At 66.3% G+C, this 17,548-nt stretch carries 12 protein-coding genes; 6 read left to right on the top strand and 6 right to left on the bottom strand.

The window, feature by feature from the left end; translation table 11 throughout:
- Positions 1-93: 93 nt before the first annotated feature.
- Both lepB and lepA read right to left on the bottom strand, forming a co-directional pair.
- On the bottom strand, positions 94-690 hold the full coding sequence (gene lepB / locus DESTE_RS14620) for a signal peptidase I (RefSeq protein ID WP_035068321.1): 597 nt from the start codon (positions 688-690) through the stop codon (positions 94-96).
- A gap of 527 nt (positions 691-1,217) precedes the next feature.
- The gene (gene lepA, locus DESTE_RS14615; protein WP_035068320.1) at positions 1,218-3,023 is read right to left on the bottom strand and encodes a translation elongation factor 4; all 1,806 of its coding nucleotides are present in this window, start codon (positions 3,021-3,023) and stop codon (positions 1,218-1,220) included.
- A gap of 630 nt (positions 3,024-3,653) precedes the next feature.
- Between lepA and DESTE_RS14610 the strand changes: the two genes are divergently transcribed.
- The 4 genes from DESTE_RS14610 to DESTE_RS14590 all read left to right on the top strand — a co-directional run bounded on the left by DESTE_RS14610 (position 3,654) and on the right by DESTE_RS14590 (position 8,173).
- Positions 3,654-3,980, top strand: coding sequence for a hypothetical protein (locus DESTE_RS14610; protein ID WP_035068319.1), 327 nt, complete (start codon positions 3,654-3,656; stop codon positions 3,978-3,980).
- 478 nt (positions 3,981-4,458) lie between these two features.
- The gene (locus tag DESTE_RS14605; RefSeq protein ID WP_035068318.1) at positions 4,459-4,764 is read left to right on the top strand and encodes a hypothetical protein; all 306 of its coding nucleotides are present in this window, start codon (positions 4,459-4,461) and stop codon (positions 4,762-4,764) included.
- Positions 4,765-5,421: 657 nt separating this feature from the next.
- Positions 5,422-6,402, top strand: a complete 981-nt coding sequence (locus DESTE_RS14595; protein WP_035068316.1) for a DUF362 domain-containing protein — start codon at positions 5,422-5,424, stop codon at positions 6,400-6,402.
- Positions 6,403-6,418: 16 nt separating this feature from the next.
- A complete protein-coding gene (locus tag DESTE_RS14590; RefSeq protein WP_035068315.1) occupies positions 6,419-8,173 on the top strand; it encodes a 4Fe-4S binding protein in 1,755 nt (584 codons plus the stop codon).
- Between the two features lie 138 nt (positions 8,174-8,311).
- Here the strand turns inward: DESTE_RS14590 and DESTE_RS14585 are convergent, their stop codons facing one another.
- From DESTE_RS14585 to DESTE_RS14575, 3 genes are all read right to left on the bottom strand, one after another.
- Positions 8,312-10,333, bottom strand: a complete 2,022-nt coding sequence (locus DESTE_RS14585) for a methyl-accepting chemotaxis protein (RefSeq protein ID WP_035068314.1) — start codon at positions 10,331-10,333, stop codon at positions 8,312-8,314.
- 256 nt (positions 10,334-10,589) lie between these two features.
- Complete coding sequence (locus tag DESTE_RS14580) at positions 10,590-11,060, bottom strand: cytochrome c family protein (protein WP_035068313.1); 471 nt, start codon at positions 11,058-11,060, stop codon at positions 10,590-10,592.
- Positions 11,061-11,288: 228 nt separating this feature from the next.
- Entirely contained in the window at positions 11,289-13,034 is a 1,746-nt protein-coding gene (locus DESTE_RS14575; RefSeq protein WP_035068312.1) for a methyl-accepting chemotaxis protein, read from the bottom strand.
- A 413-nt stretch (positions 13,035-13,447) separates the two neighbouring features.
- Here DESTE_RS14575 and DESTE_RS14570 point away from each other — a divergent pair, with 413 nt between their 5' ends.
- Positions 13,448-14,212 carry a SagB/ThcOx family dehydrogenase gene (locus DESTE_RS14570; protein ID WP_084559488.1) on the top strand — a complete coding sequence of 255 codons (765 nt, stop codon included), beginning with the start codon at positions 13,448-13,450 and terminating at the stop codon, positions 14,210-14,212.
- A 98-nt stretch (positions 14,213-14,310) separates the two neighbouring features.
- Here the strand turns inward: DESTE_RS14570 and DESTE_RS14565 are convergent, their stop codons facing one another.
- Positions 14,311-15,549 (bottom strand): OmpP1/FadL family transporter, encoded by a 1,239-nt coding sequence (locus DESTE_RS14565; protein WP_035068311.1) that lies wholly within the window; start codon positions 15,547-15,549, stop codon positions 14,311-14,313.
- A 169-nt stretch (positions 15,550-15,718) separates the two neighbouring features.
- Between DESTE_RS14565 and DESTE_RS14560 the strand changes: the two genes are divergently transcribed.
- Complete coding sequence (locus DESTE_RS14560) at positions 15,719-17,521, top strand: PAS domain S-box protein (protein WP_245590865.1); 1,803 nt, start codon at positions 15,719-15,721, stop codon at positions 17,519-17,521.
- Positions 17,522-17,548 lie beyond the last annotated feature (27 nt).

Below are 17,548 nucleotides of genomic sequence, written 5' to 3'. Positions count from 1 at the left end.
CGCGCGGGACGGGACGGATATGTTGCAATGCGGGCGGGCAGACCGGGCGGCAGGGCCTGATCACCACATCGGCACCCAGGGCGCCGCGCGGGATCAGTGCAGAACCGTGCCGATGCGGTCCCAGCGCACGTTGCCCAAGCCTTCCCATGACCAGTAGATGACCCAGGCCTTGCCCCGGATGGCCCCGCGCGGGACAAAGCCCCAGAAGCGGGAATCCTGCGAATCGTCCCGGTTGTCGCCCATGGCGAAATAGTGGCCCTCGGGCACGGTGACCGGGCCGAAGTTGTCGCGCACGGGCATGACGATGCCGGGCTGCGAATGGCGGATGTACGCCTCCTGCACTGCCTCGCCATTGCGGTACAGCTGCTTGTTGCGCACTTCTATCACGTCGCCGGGCTGGCCCACGATGCGCTTGATGTAGTCGATGGACGGATCGCCGGGGTACTCGAACACGATGATGTCGCCGCGCTGCGGGTCGCCCACGGGCACCACCACCTTGTGGGTGAAGGGCAGCTTGATGCCGTAGCTGAACTTGTTGACCAGCAGATGGTCGCCGATCTGCAGGGTTTCGAGCATGGAACCGGAAGGAATCTTGTACGCCTGCACCACGAAGGTGCGAATGAGCATGGCCAGCGCAAAGGCGACGACAAGCGCCTCCACGTATTCCAACAGCAGGCTTTTCTGTTGCATGCGGGTGCCTCCACCGTCCGTTCACTCGCCCGTGAAAGGAAGGGGATTTACGGTTCATCGAAAACCCGCCAAAGGCTGTCGCCCAAGGCGGGGCCGGTGCGCGCCACCGCTGATGCAGTGGCCGCAGGGGCATGCCCTGCGCCGCGCCCGCATTGTGGGGAATGCCGGGAACGGCGCGCTGAAACCGCCGGGCTGCCGCACATCCTGCGCCTGCCGCCCGGCATCGTTCACGTCATTCTCTTTTCAAACCGCTGGCGCGCACAGGCGCCACGCGGGACTCATTCCCTCGCCTCACCCGCCGCAATTTCGCGACAGGGGTGGCAAGGGTTTCGCTCACGTATCTTCACGCGCACGCGCCCGTAGCGGTGCGCACGGACGGCAGGAACAGACTGCTGTCTCCCGATAATTTTGCGGCAGGGGCGGCAAGGACAAGGAAAACGGTGGAGTCCGCGAGGGGAGCGTACTCTTTGGTACGTGACCCGAGCGGCTCCTCCGTTTGACGCAGTCATTGCCCCCATGGCGCAAAATTATTCGTCGCCGACCTGGAGAGCGGCAAGGAAGGCCTCCTGCGGCAACTCCACGTTGCCCATACGCTTCATGCGCTTCTTGCCTTCCTTCTGCTTTTCCAACAGCTTGCGCTTACGGGTAATATCCCCGCCGTAGCACTTTGCGGTCACGTTCTTGCGCAGCGCGGAAATGGATTCGCGGGCAATGATCTTCTGCCCGATGGCCGCCTGGATGGCCACCTCGAACATCTGGCGCGGGATGGTGCGCTTCAGCTTCAGCGCCAGCGCGCGGCCGTAGTGGTAGGCCTTGTCGCGGTGCACGATGACGGCCAGCGCGTCCACGGCTTCGGCGTTGATCAGGATGTCCAGCTTCACCAGGGCCGACTGCCGGTAGTCGATGAACTCGTAGTCCATCGAGGCGTACCCCTTGGTGCCCGACTTCAGCCGGTCGAAGAAGTCGAACACGATTTCGGCGAACGGCAGTTCGTAGGTGATGACCACGCGGTTGGAGGCGATGTACCCCATGTTCTTCTGAATGCCGCGCTTTTCCTCGCACAGCTTCAGCACGTTGCCCACGTAATCGTTGGGCACGTGGATGTCCATGCGCACGTAGGGTTCGTACAGCGCGGCGATCTTGGTGGGGTCTGGGAGCTTGGAGGGGTTGTCGATGTCGCTCTTCTTCCCGTCCACGGTGTCGATCTTGTAGATCACCGAGGGTGCGGTGGCGATGAGTTCCACCTGAAATTCGCGCTCCAGCCGCTCCTGGATGATCTCCATGTGCAACAGGCCAAGGAACCCGCAACGGTAGCCGAAGCCCAGCGCCTGCGAGGTTTCCGGCTCGTACGAGAAGGCCGCGTCGTTGAGCTGCAGCTTTTCCAGCGCGTACTTGAGCTGTTCGTAGTCGGCGGAATCGGTGGGGTACAGCCCGCAGAACACCATGGGCTGCACTTCCTTGAAGCCTTCCACGGGTATTTCGGCGGGGCGGTCCACATGAGTGATGGTGTCGCCCACCTTGGCGTCGCCCAGTTCCTTGATGTTGGCGCACAGAAAGCCCACTTCGCCAGCACCCAGTTCGGTCATGTCCACGATTTCGGGCGAGAACACCCCAAGGCGGATCACTTCGTAGCTGCGCTCGGTGGCGAACAGCTTGATGCGGTCGCCCTTGCGCAGCACGCCGTCCACGATGCGGAACAGCACCACCACGCCCTGATACGAATCGTACCAGGAATCGAAGATCAGGGCCTTCAGCGGGGCGTTCAGGTTGCCTTCGGGCGCGGGCAGACGCGCGACGATGGCTTCCAGCACCTTGTCCACGTTCAGGCCGGTCTTGGCGCTGACGGCCACGGCGTCGGAGCAGTCGAGGCCGATGCTTTCCTCGATCTCGTGCTTCACGCGGTCTGCATCGGCGCTGGGCAGGTCCACCTTGTTCAGGACCGGAATGACTTCCAGATTGTGGTCCAGCGCAAGATACACGTTGGCCAGGGTCTGGGCTTCCACGCCCTGCGAGGCGTCCACAACCAGCAGCGCCCCTTCGCACGCGGCGAGCGAGCGCGAGACCTCGTAGTTGAAGTCCACGTGGCCGGGCGTGTCGATGAGGTTCAGCACGTACTTGCGGCCATCCTTGGCCGTGTACGGGATGCGCACCGACTGGGCCTTGATGGTGATGCCGCGCTCGCGCTCAAGCTCCATGCGGTCCAGATACTGGTCGCGCTTTTCGCGGTCGCTGACCAGCCCGGTAACCTCAAGGATACGGTCGGCCAGGGTGGATTTGCCATGGTCGATATGCGCGATGATGCTGAAATTGCGGATGTGTTCCTGTCTGGGCATAGTGTGGGTGCCGCCCTGCGGCGGCGCGCCTCCTGAAATGTATGGGGGCATGGGGTGGGTACGGGCGCTGTGGAGCCATGCGCGCCGACCGGCCACGGGGTGGCGTCTCGGCCCGGCGCGCGTCGCCGTACCATTCGAATCGGGTTTCATACTGCATTCGGGGTCGGAAGTCCAACCGCCCCGCAGCGCACGGTGCGGGCGGCATCCGGGCCGGGGCGGGCCAGCCGTGACCCCGGCGATGCGCCGAAACCGCGCATGGGCGATGCGGGCGGGTGCAACGCTGCTTCCGATTGCCGAGCACACGCCGCACCTGTTCCGGCATATTCTGGGCATGTTCTGGGCATGTTCCGGGCATGTTCCGGGTCTACCCGGGGCATGTCCGGGACTCTCCGAAGACTGTTCGGCGACTGTCCAAAAATCGGACAGTCACAGTCCGGTTTGCACATCCTGCACAAAAAACCGTCCAGAAATCATACACCCCGTATGGCAATACCAGGGTGGGCATGTCGCCGCCAACCCAAGCGCCGCAACGCATTGCAGGCAAATTCCCCTGCCACGCGCGCCATGGCACGCCCTTTGCCTTATGCGCAGTACACACCCGGAAACGGAAACCACTTGCAGGAGCCTTTCATGAAGATCACCCGCATTCTCCCCGCCGCTCTGGCCGCCCTTGCCGTTCTGGCCATCACCGCAGGCTCGGCCCTTGCGGCGGGCAGCACTGGCGACCACAATACCCACGCCACGCCCCCGGCCGCTGCCGCACCGGCGGACAAGGCTCCCGGTGGCGACGCCGCCCCCATGCAGGGCTGCGGCTGCTGCCAGATGATGAAGGACGGGCACGGCAACATGGGGAACATGGGCAACATGGGGAACATGGGGAACATGGACGCCAAGCCGGGCGGGGCCGGGCACGTGATGCCCGGCATGGACGGCAAGGCCCCCATCCGCAACAGCTAGACCGCGCAAAGCGGCCCCTGCGTCATGCGACAAGCTGCGCCGGGGCCGCCTTTATTTCCGCTACAGACAGCAGTATCTCCACCGGCTGAACCGACACCTCATCCTCGACGGTTCCACCATTCCGCCTTGCGGCATACACGCCCCCTGCAAAGGGGGCGTGTTGCGTTATACGGGCACGACATGTGCGCCTGCATCCCACCAATATTTCGGAAATGCCTTCAGTGTACACGTCATCGCAATCACTCTGCGAAACCCCACCATCGCAACTACCCTCCTGATTGCTGTACAAAATTCATACAACTGTCCGAAGATTGGACAGGCAGACACCGACAGACTGCCCAAGAATCATCCGCCCTGACAACACCCCACGCACTTCCTCCTTATAATCACATCTATTTCAGCAAGATACCCGCTTGGCACGCCGCATGCTTTAGCAGAGACATCATCCGGCAACGGAAATCACCCACAGGAGATCATCATGAAGATTACCCGCATCCTTCCCGCCGCCCTGGCCCTGGTAGCCCTCACCGCCGGCGCCGCACTGGCCGCCCAGAACGTTTCCACCCCCGCCATGGGCATGCAGTCCTGCCCCGGCTACGCCACCATGCAGAGCCGCCATGCCAACATGGGCGCCAATATGGGCAAAATGATGCAGAATGGCCGCCACATGATGGGCAACGGCCAGCACATGATGTCCGGCGCCATGTCTGCCCCCGCCGCCGGTTCATCCAGCGCGCCCGGCCTGACCTCCGACGCCCTGCCCGGCCTGGGCGAGGGGCACTAGCAATCTTCGGGCGGTACGGCCAGCGGCACACGCCGCAACCATACCGTCCACCGCCACTACGGCGGTTCCGCCCCTGCCTGCGCGCCCCCCTTACCGGGGGCGCGTTGCGTTGCGGGCCAACGGACACCCCCGATCCGCGCCCGCCATCGGCAGGGGCGCGCAAGACTGCTGACAAACCCAAATTCTTGCGGGGGAGGGACCCTTTTGGAAAAGGGTCTCCTCCCCTGCACCCCCTCCCCCCAAAACTTTCGTTTGTGGTTCCTGGGCATTACGAAAGCACAAAACATGGGGTTCCAAGGGGCGGCAGCCCCTTGGCCGCCGGAGGCGTACAAAAGCAGACTTTGTCAACAACCTGCCGCGCCCGCCATCGGCAGGGGCGCGCAAGCAGACACGAGACCGTCACGCAGCGGCCTTTCGTCAGCCATTGCTCCCCGTCCGGCAACGGTGGTATATGTCGGCTCACGGTGCGCCGCCTTCCGGGCCTTTCGGATTTTCCGGACCGTTCGGGCTGCGGGATCATGTGCCCAGCCCCCCACATGTTCTGGGCATGAAATCGGCAGATCCCGTCGCTTCCCGGTTCCCGCGCACCGGCATCCCACCCGACAAGACAGCTCCCCACCCCGCCCGCAGCCGCGCCGCCCGGCGCAAGGAGGCAACATGCGTCGCAGGGACTTCCTGAAATGGCAATTGTCCGGCGCGCTGTGGCTGGCCGCCGGGGCACCCCTGCCCGGTGTGTCGTCAATGCATGCGCCCCTTTTCCCGCTGCCGTCCGGCCCAGGAGTGGCCCAGGCTGCCCAGTCCGCCACCTCAGCGTCCGGCACCACCCCCGATGTCGCCGTGGTCAAGGGTGCACCCGCCGCCGCCACCCATGCCTGCGTGGGCATGCTGGGCGGCATGGGGCGCTTCGTGAAGACCGGGCAGAAGGTGGTCATCAAACCCAACATGTCCTTTGCCTCTGCCGCCAGCCTGGGCACCAACACCCACCCGGAAGTGGTGGCGGCGTTGGTACGCATGTGCCGCGATGCGGGGGCCGCGTCCGTACTGGTGCTGGACAACCCGCTGGCCCCGGCGGAGCAGTGCATCGAGCGTTCGGGCATCCGCACCGCGTGCGCGGAGTTCGGCGACATCGTGCAGGCCCCCACGGCGGAACGCTTCTACCGCGAACTGGACATCGACGGTGCGCAGCAGATGACCGCCAACACCTTCCTGCGCGACGCGCTGGACGCAGACGTGCTGATCGCCGCGCCCACGGCCAAGTCGCACAGTTCCACCGGCGTCTCGCTGGGGCTCAAGGGCATGATGGGACTGATCCGCCAGCGCGGGGTGATGCATTCGCGCTACGATCTCGACACCGCCATCGTGGACCTGAACACCAGGCTGCGCGCCGCACTCACGGTCATCGACGGCACCTACGTGCTGTCCACCGGCGGACCCGGCGGCCCCGGCAAGGTGCTGCAGGAAAACACGGTGATCGCCTCCGCCGACCCGGTATCCGCCGACGCCTGCGCCGTGGAATCGTTCGAATGGTACGGGCGGCGCTTTGCCGCGCGGCAGGTCAGCCACATCAGGCTGGCCCATGAACGGGGCCTGGGTTCCATGGATCTTGCCGCGCGCACCGTCACGCGGATCACCCTGTAGGCCGGAGCCGCACGGCATGAACCGCCAACGCGCGCGGCTGGTCAGCCGCTGGCTGTGCCTTGCGGCCTTCGTGCTGCTGGCGTGGGGCGCGGGGCAGGTTCTGCCCGACAACGCAATCCTGCCCCGTGATCTGCCGCGTGACCTGCTGGTACGGCTGGATCCGTCCATGGCCCTGGCCGCCAGCATCGCGGGGCGCGCCGTCATCGGCGCGGCGGTGCCGGGGTTGGTGGTGCTGGCCCTGTCCCTGCTGCTGGGCCGGGCGTTCTGCGGTTGGGTGTGCCCGTTCGGGGCCATGGTGGACGCCAGTGACGCCGTATGGAAACGCCTGGCAAAAGGACGGAGGCGACGCACATCCGGGCGACGGGTATCCAGCCAGAGCGCCGACATACGCTTGCCCGCCGTGCCGCGCCTGCCCAAGTACGCGGTGCTGGCCGCCGTGCTGGCGGCGGCGCTGGCCGGGCTGGACCTGGTGTTCTGGGCCGCGCCGCTACCGCTGGCCGCGCGGTTCTGGACCCTGGCGGCCTGGCCGCCCGTGGCCCGGCTGGCCGAATGGGGCCTGTCGCTGGCCGCGCCTCTGGCCCGCCAGGTGGGGGCCACCGGCCTGGCCTTCGCGGAAGTGGCAGTGCCCGGTTACGCGGCCACCGGCTACATCGTCGGGTTCTTCGCGGTGGTGCTGGCGGGTGGCGTGCTGGCCCCGCGCCTGTGGTGCCGCATGCTCTGCCCTGCGGGCGCCGCCATGGGCCTTGCGGGCCGTGCGGCCCCGTGGCGGCGACGGGTGGAGCATGCCTGTACCGCCTGCGGTACCTGTGCACGGCAATGCCCTGCCGGGGCCATCCCGGTGGCGGCCCCACGCGCAACGGACCACGCCGAATGCCTGAAATGCCTGCGCTGCGCGGATGTCTGCCCGGTGGACGCGGTCCGCTTCGCCTTCCGGGATGTTCCCGGCAGGGACGCAGCACGTACGGCGGAGGCCACGGCGGAACTGCCGCCCCATGCCCGGTCGCAACGCCGTGCGTTGCTGGCGGGGCTGGCCATGGGCACCTGCGCCGCCGCGCTGGGCCACGCCGCCCCGGCGCTGGGCAGGCCGGAAGGGGTGCTGCGCCCGCCGGGCGCCCTGCCCGAGCCGGACTTTCTGGCCCGCTGCGTACGCTGCGGACTGTGCGCCGCCGCCTGCCCCACCAACACCCTGCAACCCGCATGGCTGGCCAGCGGCGCGCTGGGCATGTTCAGCCCGGTGGTCACCCCGGCGCGCGGCTTCTGCGACCCGGCCTGCCACGCCTGCGCCCACTCCTGCCCCACCACGGCCATCCGGCGGCTGGCCGACGAACGCACCTTCGCCAAGATTGGCACGGCAGAAGTGCTGCGCGACCACTGCCTGGCCTGGGCCAAGAAAAAGCGCTGCCTGGTCTGCGACGAGGTGTGCCCCTACGACGCCATCGCCCTGAAGCCGGAGCCCGGCTACCCCGTGGGCGTGCCGCACGTGGACCCGGCCCGTTGCGCCGGATGCGGCTTTTGCGAAAGGCACTGTCCGGAAACCATACAGGCCACCGGCCAGAAGGCCATCGTCATTCGCCCGCGCGACGCCCTGCGCATAGCCACCGGCAGCATGCGCACAGCAGCGGAAGCGCGCGGCCTGCGTCTGGTGTTCACGCCCAAAAAGCCCGGCGAGGCGCACGATGCAGAGGGTCCGCCATCCCCTGACAACGGCGGGATGCCGCCATCCGACGGAATGCCACAATCCGGCGACCTTCCGCCCGGTTTCACCGAATAGCGGAGTTCACCCCCGTAGCGGCTGCCATACCCAAGCCCACTGCACGGCCCCGTCTTCTTCCAGCCTCGCCCGCAAAACAACATGGCCGCCGGACTCCCGACGGCCATGATGACATCTCTCCGCTCGCCCTGCCGGGCGTCAGCGCATGTCGTCGATAATCCCATCCAACTCCTGCGCCAGCCGGGCAAGATCGCTCACGGCACCTGCGGAATGACGCATGGAATCGGCCGTATGGCCGGAGATGGTGCTGATGCGGTCCACCGCGCGGGTAATCTGCTCGCTGGCGGCGGACTGCTGCTCCGCCGCCGTGGCGATGGCCCGCACCTGCTCCGCCGTGCGGTCCACGGTGCCCACGATGGCCAGCAAGGCCTCGCCACTGCGCCCGGCCAGCCCTGTGGACTGCTCCACCAGCCGCACGGCCTCGTCGGTGGCGGCACGGCTGCGGCCAACGCCGGCGCGGATGGCCTCCACAAAGCCCACCACCTCTCGCGTGGCCTGCATGGTCTTTTCGGCCAGCTTGCGCACCTCGTCGGCCACCACGGCAAAACCGCGCCCGGCGTCACCGGCACGCGCCGCCTCGATGGCCGCGTTCAGCGCCAGCAGGTTGGTCTGGTCCGCGATGTCCTCGATGACGCCGATGATGCGCCCTACCCCCTCGGCCTGGATGCCCAGCTCGCCCATGTCGTGTTCCAGCACGCGGGCCTGCTCGGCCACACGATTGATGCACGCCACGGCCTCTTCCACCACGGCCGAGCCCTGCCGGGCCTGCTCGTGGGCGGAACCAGCCAGATCGGCGGCGGAACCGGCATTGCTGGCCACCTCCATGACGGAGGCGTTCATCTGCTCCATGGCAGAGGCGCTTTCCACGGCCAGCCCGCGCTGCTCGTCCGCACCGCTGCTGGCCTCTTCCACCTGCTCCGACAATTCGCCCGACGCGGAGGACACCCGCGCGGAAACCTGCCGCGCCGCCTCCGCCGCGCGGGCGATGCGGGCGTGCTGTTCTTCTATGCGGGCCTGCTGGCGCTGCATTTCGGTAATGTCGGTGTACACGCTGAAGGCGCCGATGAGGTTGCCGTCCAGATCCAGCAACGGCGCCGAATCCACCACCACGTGCACCTGCCCGCCCTTGCGGCTGTCCAGGTCGACGCGCTGGCCGGTGTGCGCGCTGCGTTCGCGCAGCACGCGGTCGGTCACGGTGTCGCGCTGCGGTTCGCCGAACATCAGGTCGCCCACGGTCTTGCCAGCCTGGGCTTCCGGCGTGCCGTCCAGCCCCAGCATGCGCAACAGGGCCGCGTTGCAGTAGCTGACGCGGCCATCCGTGCCCGCCACCAGAAAGGGCAGGGTCATGCCGCTCAGGATGCCCTTGGAAAAGCCCAGTTCCTTCTTCAGACCGCCCACCATGCCGTGCAGGTTGGCGGCCAGGCGCGCCAGTTCGTCATGGCCGCCCACGGCAAGGTCGGCGTTCAGGTCGCCCCCGGCAATGGCCGTGCTGGCGTCGGCAAGGCGCTGCACCCGGGCCACGATGGCCCGCCGGATGAACAGGATGACCCCGGCCAGCAGGGCCACCAGCCCCGCTGCCGAGATGCCCGCGCTTTCCAGGATGCGCCCGTTCACCCCGGCCAGAATGGGCGTGACGTCCTGCATCACCACCAGTTGCCCCAGCAATGGTTGCGAAGCGCCATGGCAGTGATGGCATGACGGTTCGTTGCGGATGCCCACGACATGCGCGAACACCGACCTGCCGTCCCGCTCCAGAAGCAGCGACGCTTCCAGCGCTTCGCGCCGGGCGCGGCCGGTCAGGTCGCGCAGGCCGGGGTCGGTCAGCACCTCGGAAAGGTCGCGCCGTTCCGCCTCTGGCCGGGTGGAATAGGTGATGTTGCCGTTGAAGCTGGCCAGGTGCACGGTGGTATCCGCGTAATGGCGGGCCAGTTCGGCGAATTCGGCGCGGGTGCCCGCGTCGTTGCCGAGCAGCATGGGGCGGTCGATGGCCGTCTTGATCATGCCCGACTCGCGGCGGACCACGGTTTCAAGCTCCTCCAGGGCCGCGTGGCGCTGGCGCCACGCCCCGGTGCCGATGATGACCGCGAACACGCTGACGGCGATGACCGTCACCAGAAGCGAGGTGCGCAGGCTGAGCGAACGCGCGAGAGTTCCCCCCATGGTGCCTCCTAGGGGCTGTTTATAACGCAAGATTTTCGTTCGTTGGCAAGGAAAACGAGCCTGCCATGAGGGAGTGCGGCAGCCGTTATGCGAGTCTTCGAGCATTACGGATGGCGACCGCAGCGCGCCCTTATCGTATTCGACCGAGCCTTAGCCGTTAGGCGAGCGAAGCGAACCTTACGGATAAGGACAGCAACGCCATGGCAGGCGAAGTTTAACGACGCCAACGGACGAAAGGATAAGTTAGAAACGGCCCCTAGTGCGCGCCGCTGTGCAACAACGGCTTGAAACCGAACGAACGCACCCGGCTTGCGTTGTGGCAGCCTTCGCAGGTGGCCATGGTGGGCTTGCCGATAAGTGATGGGTCGCCCGCGTCGACGTGGGCCGCGCCCGGTCCGTGGCAGGTTTCGCAGCCCACGTCGGCAAACTGCGGGGTGGTGGCATAGTCCACGAAACCGCCCTTGCCATACCCGGTCACGTGGCATTCATAGCAGCCGCGCAACTCATCCGGCGTCAGCTTGGGGGCCATGGTGGCCACACTCTTCCACGACCTGGCCTTCTTGGAATGTTTCTGGAACTTCTCGTATTCCCCGGCATGGCAGGGCTGACATGCGGCGCTGCCCGCATAGGGCGAGGCCGCCCGGACAGGCGAAGCCGTCGCAGCCGCCATCACCCCCGCAAGGGCGGCCACGCAACACAAGGCGCTGATCGATCGAAAACGGACCATGAATCTCCCCGAAAGCGGGCGGTTCCCCTCTTGCGCAAGCCCGCCCGTTTGTGAAAAATAGCACAGAACATTGTGGCCGTAGTAGGGCAATTGTCACCATACGTCAACATTGCCGTACGGCTTTCCTTTATAATGGCGCCAACATCAACACCAGACAAAAAAGCGCGCGGCACACCCATGGGGCGGACCGCGCGCGGCAAAGTGCCAGCGTGCGACGGCGTGCGACGGTCAGCTTTGCTTCAATTCCTCCACCAGGCGCTTGAGCACCTGCGACTGGTTGGCCAGTTCGTTCACGGCGGTTGCCGCCTCGCGCATGGCCTGGGCCGTTTCCGTGGAAATGGCGCTTACCTGCTCCACGGCGCGATTGATTTCCTCGCTGGCGGCGGACTGCTGCTCCGAGGCAGTGGCGATGCCGCGCACCTGATCGGCAGCCGCATCGACGAAGCGCACGATCTCGCGCAGCGATTCGCCCGAGCGACGGGCAAGGTTGGTGGCTTCCTCGATGGTGCCCACGGAACGGTCCACGTGCTCCATGTTGGTGCGTGTGCCCTGCTGGATGCCCCGCACCGCCGCGCCCACCTCCTGGGTGGCGTGCATGGTCTTTTCCGCCAGTTTGCGCACCTCGTCTGCCACCACGGCAAAGCCGCGCCCGGCATCGCCCGCGCGTGCCGCCTCGATGGCGGCGTTCAGCGCCAGCAGGTTGGTCTGGTCGGCGATGTCGCTGATCACGTTCATGATCTGGCCGATGGATTCCGCCTGCCGCCCCAGTTCTTCCATATCGCGCTTCAGCGCCAGCGACTGCTGCTGCACCTGCCCGATGCCGTCCACCACCTTGCCGACGATGGTCGAGCCCTCGTCGGCCATGCGGCGCGCGTTTTCCGAGACGTCGGCGGCGCCGCCCGCGTTGCGAGCCACCTCAAGCACGCTGGCGTTCATCTCTTCCATGGCCGTGGCGGTTTCCGCCACCCGGCGCGCCTGCTCTTCCGTGCCCTTGTCGGACTGCTCGATCTGGGCGGACAGTTCCTCCGACGCTGAAGACACCACCTCCACCACGCTTTCCAGCTTTTGCGCGGCCTGCAACATACCGTCGCGCTTGGCGCTTTCGGCCTGGCGGCGGGCCTCGTCGGCCTCGCGCATGGCGGTCAGGGCCTCCTGCTCCTTGACCCCGGCCTGGCGGCTCTTGTCCTCTGCCTCGGCGATCTTGGACTTCAGCGTGCCTACCATCTGTTGCATGGCGTCATACACGCCCTTGTGCCGGCTGGTGCGGAAGTTCACCGCAAGGTTGCCAGCGGCTATCTCGCGCGAAACTTCGTACAGATAGCCGGGGTCTTCGCCCAGTTGGGCCAGCGTGGAGCGGATGATGTACAACGTGGCGGCAATGCCACCCGCCAGCGAAACCAGCACCAGCGCGAGATTCACGGTGCGGGCGGTGGACGCGGTCTTCTCCGTCAACGAGCCCGCCTCTGCAGCGCCCTTGTTGTTCATGTCCACCAGGGCCAACAGGGTCTGCAACGCCCCGCGAAACGCGGGCCGCCCCTTGTGCGTCGAGAGATCACGCGCCTCTGCCGTTTTCATGGCGCGGGAAAGGGGAATGAGTTCCGGCAGTACCGCGAAATACGTGTTCACCTGCGTCTTCAGCTGTTCGTAGAGGCGGCGCTCGCCTTCACTTGCAATAAGTCGTTCGTAACCGCGCACGAACTCCAGCGTCTCCGTCCGCGCCTTTTCAAGATTGCGTTCCTCCTCATCCATATCCGATTTTTCCTCGGACAGGACATGCTGCAATTCCGCACGGCGCACGGCATTCATCGACGCACGGATGTCACTCACCTGATTGAGGCTTGGCAACCAGTTTCCCGTCAGCTCGCCCGTTTGCCCCACAATGCCTGCAAACATGTAATTCCCGTATAAACCAAGGCCCAACATCAGCGCGAGAAGCGCACCGAATGTCACCGTAAGTTTTAAAGACAGTTTCATGACCGGTTCTCCTTGCACAACACACGCGATGCGTTTCCTGTCCATCGTGTCCACATGGACACATTGCGCGCCCTGCTCATCCGCAAGCATGTCCCGGATGCGGAGGAAACATTTCCGGTTCGCATACTCGCAACAAGCGTAGTTATTCGATATTAGATTCTTGGCAGCATTCAGTACGCACACGTAGCGCCGCAAGCGGATGCGGCAAAAGGCGAAGGGCATGTCCGCAGGCAGAAGCCCACCAACTGTCGCCCTTGCCCTGTCCGATTCCCGTCAGGATGCGCACCTTGAGGCACTGGCTCGGGTGACGGCCCGGCGCCTCTGCTTGACGGAGACGACACATCGCGCGACCCTGCATCAATGGCGGAAGACCACGTCCCGGCTCCGCCGCGAGACACGCACGGAGGTTCACCATGCCCCACATGATCACCTCGGGCGTCCGCATGACGCGGCGCGCCCTGCTGGCTGCCCTGACCCTGCTGGGCGGCACGCTGGCCGTGACCGGTTTGCCCGGCCCGGCCGGGCGATCTGCCGGAGAGACTGGCGAAGGACTGGGGAGTTTGGCACGGCGCGCCCTGCGCCCACTGCATACCGGAGAAGCCCGCGCCGCACGGGGTGCCGTGCCCCTGCCGCCGCCGGACATCTCCGGCGCGGCGGGCGGGACGGGGAACAAGCCGCTGATGCAGGCTCTGGCGGCGCGCGCCTCCACCCGGTCCTTCCGAGATGACGCCATCCCCGACCAGGTGCTGGGCAACCTGTTGTGGGCCGCGTGGGGCGTCAACCGCCCTGACGGGCGCCGCACCGTGCCCACGGCCCAAAACCGCCAGGGCATGGAGGTGTATGTGGTGCGCGCCGACGGGGCCTGGCGCTATGACGGCGTTGCGCACGCCCTGGACCCCGCCGCCGAAGGCGACCTGCGCCCCCTGCTGGCCCGCCAGTCGTTCGTGGCCACGGCCCCGCTCTCCCTCGTCTACACCGCCCCCGCGTCCGAAGATCCGATGTACGCGGCCATGCACGCGGGTTCCATGTATCAGGGAGCAGGGTTGTTCTGCGCGTCCGCCGGGCTCGGCAACGTGGTGCGCGCCAGCTACGACGAGGCCGCCCTGCACACGGCGTTGCGCCTGTCCGCCGACCGGCGCATCGTCATCAGCCAGACCGTGGGCTGGCCCGGAAACTGAAACCGCCCGCCGGAGGGAACGGCGGGCGGCTGGGGAGAACCAGAAGCTGTTCGCGGATTCGTGAGAAGCCGGAGCAACCTCCGGAACTGATTTGGCGGCTAGAACTTGTAGGTGACGCTGAGCCCCGCCATGTGGGCGTGCGCATCCTCGCGTTCCACTTCGTCGTAGATGTAGTCTGCCGGGCGGGCGTCGTAGTGGCGGTCGGTCATCCACAGGTAGCCGTAAAACACGTCCACCACCCAGTTCTGGTCCACCTTCCACCCGGCGCCCACGGTGACGATCTGCCGGTCGGAGCAGGGCACGGCGAAGTCCTCGTAGGAACCGTTGACGGGGCTCTGGTCGTAGACGTAGCCCGCGCGCAGGTCCACGCTGTCGGTCAGGGCGTATTCCGCGCCAAACTGGAAGCGCCAGGTATCGTTCCAGTCCTTCTTCTTGCTGACCGTGGGGTACGCGCCCATCAGCGGCGGATCGTAATTCATGGTCAGGGATTCGTAGGCGCTCCAGCGGGTCCATACCACGTCGGCCTCAAGGCTCAGGCGGTCCATCGGCTTGACCATCACGCCGAAGGTGATCGACTCGGGCAGGGGTTCCGTGCCGGAAATGTCCCCGCTGGCGGGCGCGGGAACCGCCCCCTTCTGCGAAAAGTCCACGTCGCCATTCACCTTCAGGTCGATCTGGCTGCGCCAGGCCAGGCCGAAGGCCAACCAGTCGTACGGCTTGTAGCGTGCCCCGGCGTTGAGGCCGTAGGCCCAACCGTCGGCGTCGATGTCCTGCTCCACGTTCACCGGCGGCTGCAAGGTGGACTTGTACATGAAGCGCAGATAGGTGGCCTCCACCCCCACGGCCAGGGAGAACTGGTCGGAAAACTTCATGGCCAGGTTGGGGTTGAAGGTAAGCGACTGGATGCCCGCGTACGAGCAGTTGTAGCGTCCGGCCCAGCTGTCGCCGCCGCTGTAGTCGGTGCCCAACCCCACGCGCGAAAAGACGCCGAACCCGAACCAGTAGTGGTCGTTCAACTGTTGGGTGTAATAGGCGGTGGGCAGCCCCCAGATGGCGTCGGAAAATTCGCGGTCCTGCACGGCCGGGCTCTTGAAGTCCATGGTGGCGCTGGGCTTGATGGCCGTGGCGCCCACCTGCACCTGCGCCCCCGGCAGGTCGGTGATATTGGCAGGGTTGTAGGCCACGGACGAGGGATCGGCATCGCGGGCCACCATGGCCCCGCCCAGCGCGGTGCCGCGGGCACTCCATTCGTAGACGGCATAGCCGGAGGCGTGCGCGTGCAGCGGCAGCAGCAGCGGAACAAGGACCAGACACAGCAGGAACAACGGTTTACGCATGACAACTTCCCGTACTTGCAGAATATGCCCGCCGAATGTTGACAGGACGTCGGGAGTGTAGCAGGCAGGAATACAGCGTCAATGAACATCGAAATGTTTTTTATTCATATTCCATGAATGCCATGCCGTGCCATTCAACCGTGGTGAACCCATGGCCAGGGACGAACCCATGGCCAAAGACGAACCCATGACCGGGGACGAACACATGACCAGCACCGACCTCGCCGCATTCTATGCTCCCCGGCTGGATGCCATGGACACTCCCGCCCTGCTGCTGGATGGCGATGGCGGCGTGCTGTACGCCAACAAGCTCGCCCGGTTGTCGCGCGGTGCGGGAATGGACGTGGGGCCCAGCCCCGAAGCGCCGACTGCCCCCAAGGACATGCCCGCACCTGGCGGCCCGTCCCCTGCCCATGGCTGGCTGCAGGAAGAGGTGCCCCCCGTGCCCGAAGACGGCGTGCCGGTGCGCGAAAGCCGCACCCGCATCACCCTGCCCGACGGCGCGGGCATCCGACAGATAAGCTGGACCTGTGTGGCGGTGCCCGTAGCGGGCACGGATGGCGAAGGGAACGCGCACGAGGGGAAGGGCGCAAGAACGGGCATGCCTGCGGAGGCGGGCGACAATGCGGACGACCGCGGAGGCGGTAATACCCCCGCTCCCCGGCTCCGCACCCTCTATCTGGCCTGGGGCAGGCTGCGCACCACCGAGGGGGGGCAGGAAATGGGGTTCACCATCCTGCCGAGCGGGGTGATCCAGGCAGTCAGCCCGGCGCTGTGCGCCATCTGCGGCTACACGCGCGACGAACTGGTGGGCCGGTCCGCGCGGGAGTTCTACTTCACCTCCACGGCGCGCAAGCGCATCGTCAGCCAACTCATCAAGCGGGCGGAAGTGGAAAACGGCGAGGTTACCCTGCGCCGCAAGGACGGATCGCCCCTGACCCTGTGGTACACGGCGGAATCCATACGCGATGCTGCGGGCCGCATGGTGGCCTACAGCGGCTACTTTCAGGAGCGCCCGTTTGCCTTTTCGTCCAAGCTGGCCAGCGATTTTTCGCGCGTGGTGGACGCCCTGCCGGGCCTGGCCTGGGTATGCGGGCGCGACCTGCGCATCGTGGCCGTCAACGACGCGTACCTTGCTGCCTATGGCCGCACGCGCGACGAGGTGATGGGCCGCACCGAATACGAGTTCCTGCCGCCGGAACTGGCCCGCTACCCCGTAGAGGCCGCCCTGAAGGTGTTCGAGGAAAAGCAGGAACTGGAACACCCTGCGGTGCCGCATCTGCTGGACCCGGCGGTGTGGTACCGGGTGATCCGGCGGCCCATCTTCGACGACAACCGTCAGGAGGTCATCGGCCTTTTGGGCATTGCGCAGGACATTTCCGCCAAGGTGGTGCAGGAAAACGCCTTCATCGAGCAACTGCACGCCCACCAGGGCGACGTGGTGGTGGTGACCGACGATCAGGGGCGGATATTGCGACGGTCACGCCAGACGCTGACCCCGGCCATCTTTGGGCGGCAAGAGCCGTACGACGCCTATACCCTGGACATGGGGCCGGTGCTGGACCTGCTGCACGCGGATGACCTGCCCGCCGTACGCCAGGCCCTGCTGCGGGCCATGCGGGAGCACCGCGAGCAGCACTTCGAATGCCGCATCCGCAACCTGTCGGGCAGCTATTCCACGGTGCACTCGCGGCTGGTGTACAACGACACCATCTACGGCGAACCGCGCGTATACGTGGTGGCGCGCGACGTTTCGGGAGAGGTGGGACTGCGGCAGGCCCCCATGGTGCTGGAACGCCTGAAGGAGGCGGCGGGCGCGCGCACCGACCGCGAACTGGCGGGGTTCCTGAACGTGTCCGCGGCGTCCATCTCCAACGCGCGCAAGAACGGACGCATCCCGCCGGACTGGCTCATAGATGCGGGATTAAGAACGGGGAGGTCGATTGATTGGCTGGTGCGGGGGATCGCGTAGGGAGGAGCGAGGCGGGGCCTGTCGAAA

It is taken from the genome of Nitratidesulfovibrio termitidis HI1 (assembly GCF_000504305.1).
In the GTDB taxonomy this organism is placed as follows: Bacteria; Desulfobacterota; Desulfovibrionia; order Desulfovibrionales; family Desulfovibrionaceae; genus Cupidesulfovibrio; species Cupidesulfovibrio termitidis.
The sequence above is the reverse complement of the archived record's forward strand: the minus strand, read 5'-3'. Positions and strand labels throughout refer to the sequence as shown.

Coding starts and splice junctions, on each gene's coding strand:
- lepB (WP_035068321.1), bottom strand. CDS start 690: ATGCAACAGAAAAGCCTGCTGTTGGAATACGTGGAGGCGCTTGTCGTC.
- DESTE_RS14595 (WP_035068316.1), top strand. CDS start 5,422: ATGCGTCGCAGGGACTTCCTGAAATGGCAATTGTCCGGCGCGCTGTGG.
- DESTE_RS14605 (WP_035068318.1), top strand. CDS start 4,459: ATGAAGATTACCCGCATCCTTCCCGCCGCCCTGGCCCTGGTAGCCCTC.
- DESTE_RS14585 (WP_035068314.1), bottom strand. CDS start 10,333: ATGGGGGGAACTCTCGCGCGTTCGCTCAGCCTGCGCACCTCGCTTCTG.
- DESTE_RS14590 (WP_035068315.1), top strand. CDS start 6,419: ATGAACCGCCAACGCGCGCGGCTGGTCAGCCGCTGGCTGTGCCTTGCG.
- DESTE_RS14565 (WP_035068311.1), bottom strand. CDS start 15,549: ATGCGTAAACCGTTGTTCCTGCTGTGTCTGGTCCTTGTTCCGCTGCTG.
- DESTE_RS14560 (WP_245590865.1), top strand. CDS start 15,719: ATGGCCAAAGACGAACCCATGACCGGGGACGAACACATGACCAGCACC.
- lepA (WP_035068320.1), bottom strand. CDS start 3,023: ATGCCCAGACAGGAACACATCCGCAATTTCAGCATCATCGCGCATATC.
- DESTE_RS14570 (WP_084559488.1), top strand. CDS start 13,448: ATGCCCCACATGATCACCTCGGGCGTCCGCATGACGCGGCGCGCCCTG.
- DESTE_RS14580 (WP_035068313.1), bottom strand. CDS start 11,060: ATGGTCCGTTTTCGATCGATCAGCGCCTTGTGTTGCGTGGCCGCCCTT.
- DESTE_RS14610 (WP_035068319.1), top strand. CDS start 3,654: ATGAAGATCACCCGCATTCTCCCCGCCGCTCTGGCCGCCCTTGCCGTT.
- DESTE_RS14575 (WP_035068312.1), bottom strand. CDS start 13,034: ATGAAACTGTCTTTAAAACTTACGGTGACATTCGGTGCGCTTCTCGCG.